The following is a 6,589-nucleotide window of genomic DNA, read 5'->3' on the forward strand; positions in this document are numbered from 1 at the left end:
TAAAGGTTATCTCAGCCAGGAACTGGCTGACGATTTAGCTAAAACGGGGATCACTTTCATCACCAAAAAGCGCCGAAATATGAAAGCTCACATGCAAGCTGAATGGGATAATATAATGTTATCAAGGCGCTTTATCATTGAAACAATTAATGGGCAATTAAAAATCATTTCTCAAATAGAACACTCGCGTCACCGAAGTATAAAAGGATTTCTGTTAACTGTTTTAGGGGGGTGATTGCTTACTGCCTTAAATTGAAAAAGCCATCACTTAAAAATTTCTACTCAGAAGACGATTTTCCAGTGATGGCTTAAGCGGAATTCGGGTTAATTTAATTCCTGAAGAACTCAAATAACTTAGGAACTGCTTAGCTATCCTTGTGCGATCTGCAACCGTGGCAAAACTACCACCCGCTTTGCGGGCGCATGTAATAAAATCTTTCTTAAATGATTCTACCTTGGATCTTGAAGTTTTTTGGCTCATAAAAAATCCCAATAGAGTTAACATTATGAATAACAATAATTATTCATAATGTTACTACATCCAAATTGTTAGTTTTACGTCATTACAGACGTTCCCTGCGTGTCGGTTAAGTTTGTCATCCTGACAGTCAGATATTGTGTAGCAGGGCGCTATCATGTTGAGTTATTGCAGGAGCGCGCTCTGTGCTCTGCACTGCGCTTTAGTGCTCCCCGTTCAGAGCCTACAAGTAGGATGATCGCCTCAATATCTTGACTATTTTTCTCCGTTTATCAAAAAGTTAGTTTTATTAATTGAAACTAGAAGTTGAAATTATCCTTTAAGCGTCCGTTCGTAAACGGGCGCGTAGGACGCTTTGTCAATCGTTAAAACATTCTTTAACAACGTTTTGAAATACGTCAAAACGCTGTCTTCATTTGGTAAAACTGTTTAAAAAAATGCTCTAACGTTAGCTGTAATGCGATCTGGAAGTTTCACGCCTAGCGGCGTCACTTGGTAATCGCTGCGCTTTTACACAAGTGACGCCGCTCATCATTCTGCTCTCAATGCCGCTATCCGAAGATGCCGAAGATGCCAAATGGCATATCGTCATATCGAAGCTGGCAAAAGTCGCACAAAGCTCTCGACGTATTGATCAAAAATGCATTGACAAAGATGTTTGATGTTATTCCATCAAACATAAAGTTAGAAAATTCATTAATATCAAGCTATTAAATGAATTTAGTGAAAGGCTTCTTAATCGTTTTACACGATCCCCGTTTTCAAAGAATAAACAGGTTTACCCAGCGTACTGCTTGCCGTCCGCCTTTTCAGGTATGGCAGATAACTAGTCACCCGAAGGCGTTCCTCTCAGATTGCTTGCTGGAACATTAATTGGCTACCATAAGGTAACGTTACAACGATAAAAATCTTACACTGGCAACTCATGATCGTCAATGATTCAGATTCAAAAAATTATGTCACAAAAAATGCCATATCAGAGTAAGGACATTTTATGAAGAACTTATTTTTAGTGGAAATATTGAAGTATTGAAGTATTGAAGTATTGAAGTATATATTAATCCACCATTCTTTTTCTTTCACTAAAATAGTCATCCTGAAAATTACTGCCAGAAATATAAAAAACGGCATATGAATTATATTAATATATTGTTTTTATGTTTGGTAAAAAACATCCACATACATTAATCTCATTATTGTTTTAAGCATAAAAAAGGATAACTTTTGTCTATGCAATTATGATTTTTATCATAAAGAATAATATATATTTTTGGCAATCAAAAACCCAAGAGTATACTCTTATTAAATTGGCGGATTCACATAATAATATTTCACTTTAAAATATTCTTTACTAATATCGATTTTTTCAAAAAAAAACAAATGTAACGTACGATAAAAAACTGCCATAGAAAAAATATAGTAATAACGAAATATTTAAAAACTTAATCTTTTTCATATAGACAACGAACAACTATTGACCTAACATCTCATTATAAACTAAGGGGAGGATTACATGCAAAAAAACATAAAAACGGGATCTCGAAGAGAACTTTTGGGAGCAAAAGCAGCATATGGCTGTAAACGCCTTTTAGGTAAGCTGAAGAATTTAGATAAGATCTGTGTTAACAAAGCAAAAGAGAAAAATATCCCTACATGGATTGGTCATACCCCAATATTTGTATTAGGTGCTTCGGTTGTAACAACATTTATACTAAGTGCCATCATCACGATGATTATCATAACATTTCTTTTTATTACAATATGGATATTATCTGATGTACCTGGTGCGACGCACTTAAAACATGGGCATTATGATCTAGATGGTTATCATTACCCTGATGGGAGTATTGATGAAAGTGATCGGTAATTGCTCTTATGAATTTTTTTACATCTTACATGATTCTAAATTCTAACCCAAAATTGAATGAAAAACCGTAAACAATATCTCTATTGTTCACGGTTTTCCCCATCGCGTTCCATAAGTTAATTATTATTAGGTAAGCTAATAAGTAATCGATCATTCGATATGACTAGAATCCTGTTTGAAAGAAAATCATCACCTAACAGGCCATCAAAATCTATCCGTTTATCAGGATTTATATTGTCATCAGAAAGCCGGAAAACCACCGCAGAGAACTTAACACCGTCAGGTGTCACAATAGTTTTCTTCTGGCAATGTTGCTGCGATAACTTAGTACACCCCTTCTCAGTACGCGTGAAAAGAGTTGTGTGACTTGCACCAGTATCAATAACCATACGACGTATTTTTTCATTGCCAGATGATACACTGATTTCTATTCCATTCCTTGTACGGGTAAAAGGAATAGATTTCCAACGGTAACCATCAGGAAGCGCTTTAATATTATCGGTTATTGTCAGCACCTTTGATGCGTAGTCGAGAATAAGTGTTTTATTTTTTGCAACACCCAACCCTAACACCCCATCTATGATAAGCTGCCCATTGTTATCAAACATACCATTACCCCAGGGTTTAAAGAGTTCAATATCAATATCTGAAAGACGTTCACCATTAACAATAACATTGGCTGCTCTTTCCACTGGAGTAAACTTCTCAGCGCCAAAAGCATCAACGGACCCCTCTGTTTTTGCGTGATGATCCAGATTTGGAAAAATCGAATCAAAAATGGGCTTAGGAAGATAAAAAGCGCGGGATGCCCCTGTATCAATTGCAAGCCTCTTAACCTCTTTTCCATTGATATTGAGCGAAACTGAAGGGGTTACATTCTCAAGATAAACAATCGGCACGGTGATATCAGCCTTAACTACTGCAACTGGAATAACCGTAATACATAGCGCTCCACATATATTCAGAATTCTATTCATATTCAACAACTCCAAGTTTTTTCAATTTCATTTCTTCCCAAGCTATCTTACTAATTTCCAGCCATAGGAATTATTTTTATTAATCTTCCTAAATCTGCATTATTTAATGTAGGTTAATATTTATAAATATCAAAAAAATGTGTACATATTCATAGCTGTCAGCCTAGGTTTCGGCTTCAGTAACAAGCAGTACAGTAAGATAGTGAGGATGTAGAATCTTAAAGAGTTGTTGAATCCTGCTCAGGTTAACTTTTCCAACAACCTTTTCCAAAAAATCAAATCAATTATGATATTTTAAGAAAATATTATTAGAGGGTTAAATTGCAACACTTTATTATTTTCTAGGATTACTTTCAATGGATAGACTTTAAATATAATTAGTAAACCATCATATGAATGAATTAAAATTGTGCGGTCATTGACCGCACAATTACATCACATACTACTATTTTCTATCCCATGTAGTTCTCCAAAAAATCTCGGCAGGAGCTTCTCCACCGCGAACCATTTCAAGCAAGTTAGATGCTTTCTGATCCTTCTGATTTTTCAGGTTTGCAGAGTGTTTATGAATAGCTTTTTGTAATTTTTTCATGTTTTTCCTTAATTATTTAATTTATTATGCTTTGAATAAAGTGAAACCCATAGAGTTTCACCATAACTCACTAAAAGTAGAGAAAATTAAACGGAACCTAACATAACCTTAATTCCGGTTTATCTTGCTAGCTCACAACGATTATTTTAAATAGAGATCTAGCCTCAGACGTCGAGGAATGAGGCACTAAAAGATTCTCTCCTCTGCAAGTAGCATTTCTTAATATATATCAATACGTTTACATAAAACAAAAAAAATAAAAAATCGAAAATAAAATATATTGATATAGATTGATTAAAGTTATTATCTTTAAAATTTAAACGATGGCTTAAAGAATTAACGGTGACTATATGATTTATCATGTTGTTTATCTAGGTCACATTTATTGATCATAGAAAACAAGTCAATTAATATCACTTATGTTTATTTAAACAAAATATTACATTGATAAATATATGATAGAAAATCAACCCACACTAATATAATATTTAATAATTATTAATTTCACCCACCTACTTTTTCCTTAATAAACAGATTAATGCCCAGTGATTGGTTTCTACTGGTAACACAAACATTCTTTACAGAAGAAACCACAAACAAACACATCATCCATCACTACGTTTCAAGGATTTTAGATATTCTTGAGGAGTCATAAATACGCCATTAACCATATCAAAAACTCTGTCGGCCACAGCAATAGCATCTGGTCGATGAGCCGCAAAAAGGCGTGTTATTTTCATGGATTTAATGGCTTCGTTAATTTTCCGCTCATTTTCGATATCTAGGGCTGATGTAGACTCATCCAGTATGAGAATCTTCGGCTTTCTATAAAGCGCTCGTGCAATGGAAATTCGCTGTTTCTGACCTCCTGATAAAACGCTCCCCATATCTCCAACCATAGAGCTATAGCCGTTTGGCATCATCTCTATCTCATCATGAATAGCAGCTACTCTTGTGCATTCATACATAAATTCAATGTCCGGCTGTTCAGTAAAGCAGGTGATATTCTCCTGCAATGATCCGGTAAACAAAAAATCATTCTGTAAGACATAGGAAACATGCTTACGATAAGCCTCAAGGCCAATGTTAGATATGGGTACACCATTAACTCTTATACTCCCCTCGATAGGCTCAAGCAACGAAGCAAGAACATGCAGCAATGTTGATTTACCACAACCGGATGAACCTACAAACGCGATACTTTCACCAGGTTCAATAGCAAAAGATATTCCCTCAAAAACATAAGGTTCATGAGCTGAGTAAGCAAAAGATAAAGATGATATTTCTAATCTTGCGTAAAACTCCACGAGTGAGTTTTGAGAGGCATCGGGGTACATATTTTCGCTTTCAGTAAGAATTACATCGCTAAGCCGATCTGTGTGCATTGAGAGCATTTTAAATTCGTATACAGCATCACAACAATTTATCGTCCGTTGGATGAACATATCAGCATACATTATGAAAGCAAATAGGACGCCAACAGTAAAAAAACCGTTTTCAGTCATCTGTGCACCAACATAGATAACTAAACATGCTACCAACCCCGTTACAGACGCACTAATTAGCCGGAAAGCAAGGTCAATACGAAAGCGCTTGATATTCGCAGCAATACATCCTGTTGAGAGGTTAACCCATTTTGTTTTTCGGTTAGTGTTCAAACACAGAATTTTAATTGCTGCAATGCCGCGAGTGGTTTCCATAAAATGGGAGCTTTGCGCAGCCGTTTGACTGATAGATTCAGCCAATGCAACTCTGTACATCCCAAAACAAAACCATTTGATGAATGCGTAGAGCAGTGCCAAAGAAACTACACCTGCGCACAGCACCATACTGTAAAGCCCCATAACGATCAGCAATGAAACTGTAATTACAGCATCCAGAATTGCACTTACCATCCGTGCATTAAATGCTTCCTGTATTTGGTTTAAAGAGTGTAAGCGCGATACAATATCTCCTAATTGACGTTTTTCAAAATAGGTAACAGGGAGGCTTATTAATTTATTCAAAAATCCTTCAGACCAATTTAATCCAATAGAATATTTAGCCGCAGTAATAATCCAGTCACGAAGCCATGTAAGCAACATTCGCATAAGAAGCAATGCAACAACAGCAGCCGAAACAACATTAAGAGCGAACATATTACTTGTGCTGAGAATGTTATCTATAATGAATTGTGAAGAAGCAGGAATCAACAGTGTAACAAGTTCTATAGCTACGGATATTGCAATGAGCCGTGCTATTACTGCCCCCTTACCTTCTATTCCAGTCAGCATATCTCTGATAGAGATCACTGAAGTAACTTTCTTTCGCTCAAACGTGGCGCTGGGTTTCATTTCAAGCGCTATACCTGTAAAACAATCTGATAGTTCAGAAAGTGTTATGTTACGTTCACCAATACCTGGATCATGGATCAGCGCACCTTTTCGGGAAAGCTTCTTAAGCACAACGAAATGATTAAAAGACCAGTGCAAAATGCAAGGCAACGAAAGTGATCGAAGCTCTTCCAGTTCGACCCTGACAGGACAAGACGATAACCCTAATTTTTCGCCTACACTCATAATCTCTCTAATACTACAGCCGTAATTGCTCTGTAAGCCGATGATCTCCCCGGCGGCGGTAGTGACATTGTTGCGCCCGGTATTGATGCCGTCGTCGCCAGTCTGACCAATGTAAAA

Annotated in this window: 5 protein-coding genes and 2 pseudogenes; 3 read left to right on the plus strand and 4 right to left on the minus strand. The window is 36.3% G+C overall.

Features of this window, described 5'->3' with window-relative positions; all coding sequences use genetic code 11:
* Window positions 1–312, plus strand: a pseudogene (locus tag PSI23_RS19810) (transposase); the annotation flags it as partial.
* A gap of 4 nt (window positions 313–316) precedes the next feature.
* Here the strand turns inward: PSI23_RS19810 and PSI23_RS19815 are convergent.
* Window positions 317–481: pseudogene (locus PSI23_RS19815) on the minus strand (phage integrase N-terminal domain-containing protein); the annotation flags it as partial.
* Window positions 482–996: 515 nt separating this feature from the next.
* On the opposite strand from PSI23_RS19815, the gene PSI23_RS19820 reads away from it, so the two are divergent.
* Together PSI23_RS19820 and PSI23_RS19825 are read left to right on the plus strand one after the other, a co-directional pair.
* A complete protein-coding gene (locus PSI23_RS19820; RefSeq protein ID WP_273556691.1) occupies window positions 997–1,140 on the plus strand; it encodes a hypothetical protein in 144 nt (47 codons plus the stop codon).
* A gap of 851 nt (window positions 1,141–1,991) precedes the next feature.
* Window positions 1,992–2,345, plus strand: coding sequence for a hypothetical protein (locus PSI23_RS19825; RefSeq protein WP_273556692.1), 354 nt, complete (start codon window positions 1,992–1,994; stop codon window positions 2,343–2,345).
* 116 nt (window positions 2,346–2,461) lie between these two features.
* Here the strand turns inward: PSI23_RS19825 and PSI23_RS19830 are convergent, their stop codons facing one another.
* From PSI23_RS19830 to PSI23_RS19840, 3 genes are all read right to left on the minus strand, one after another.
* The gene (locus tag PSI23_RS19830) at window positions 2,462–3,322 is read right to left on the minus strand and encodes a pepsin/retropepsin-like aspartic protease family protein (RefSeq protein ID WP_273556693.1); all 861 of its coding nucleotides are present in this window, start codon (window positions 3,320–3,322) and stop codon (window positions 2,462–2,464) included.
* A 445-nt stretch (window positions 3,323–3,767) separates the two neighbouring features.
* The gene (locus PSI23_RS19835; protein ID WP_273556694.1) at window positions 3,768–3,914 is read right to left on the minus strand and encodes a hypothetical protein; all 147 of its coding nucleotides are present in this window, start codon (window positions 3,912–3,914) and stop codon (window positions 3,768–3,770) included.
* Between the two features lie 605 nt (window positions 3,915–4,519).
* Complete coding sequence (locus PSI23_RS19840) at window positions 4,520–6,583, minus strand: peptidase domain-containing ABC transporter (RefSeq protein WP_309145420.1); 2,064 nt, start codon at window positions 6,581–6,583, stop codon at window positions 4,520–4,522.
* Between the last annotated feature and the right edge of the window lie 6 nt (window positions 6,584–6,589).

Origin of the sequence: Xenorhabdus yunnanensis, assembly GCF_028598805.1 — a bacterium.
Classification (GTDB): Bacteria; Pseudomonadota; Gammaproteobacteria; order Enterobacterales; family Enterobacteriaceae; genus Xenorhabdus; species Xenorhabdus yunnanensis.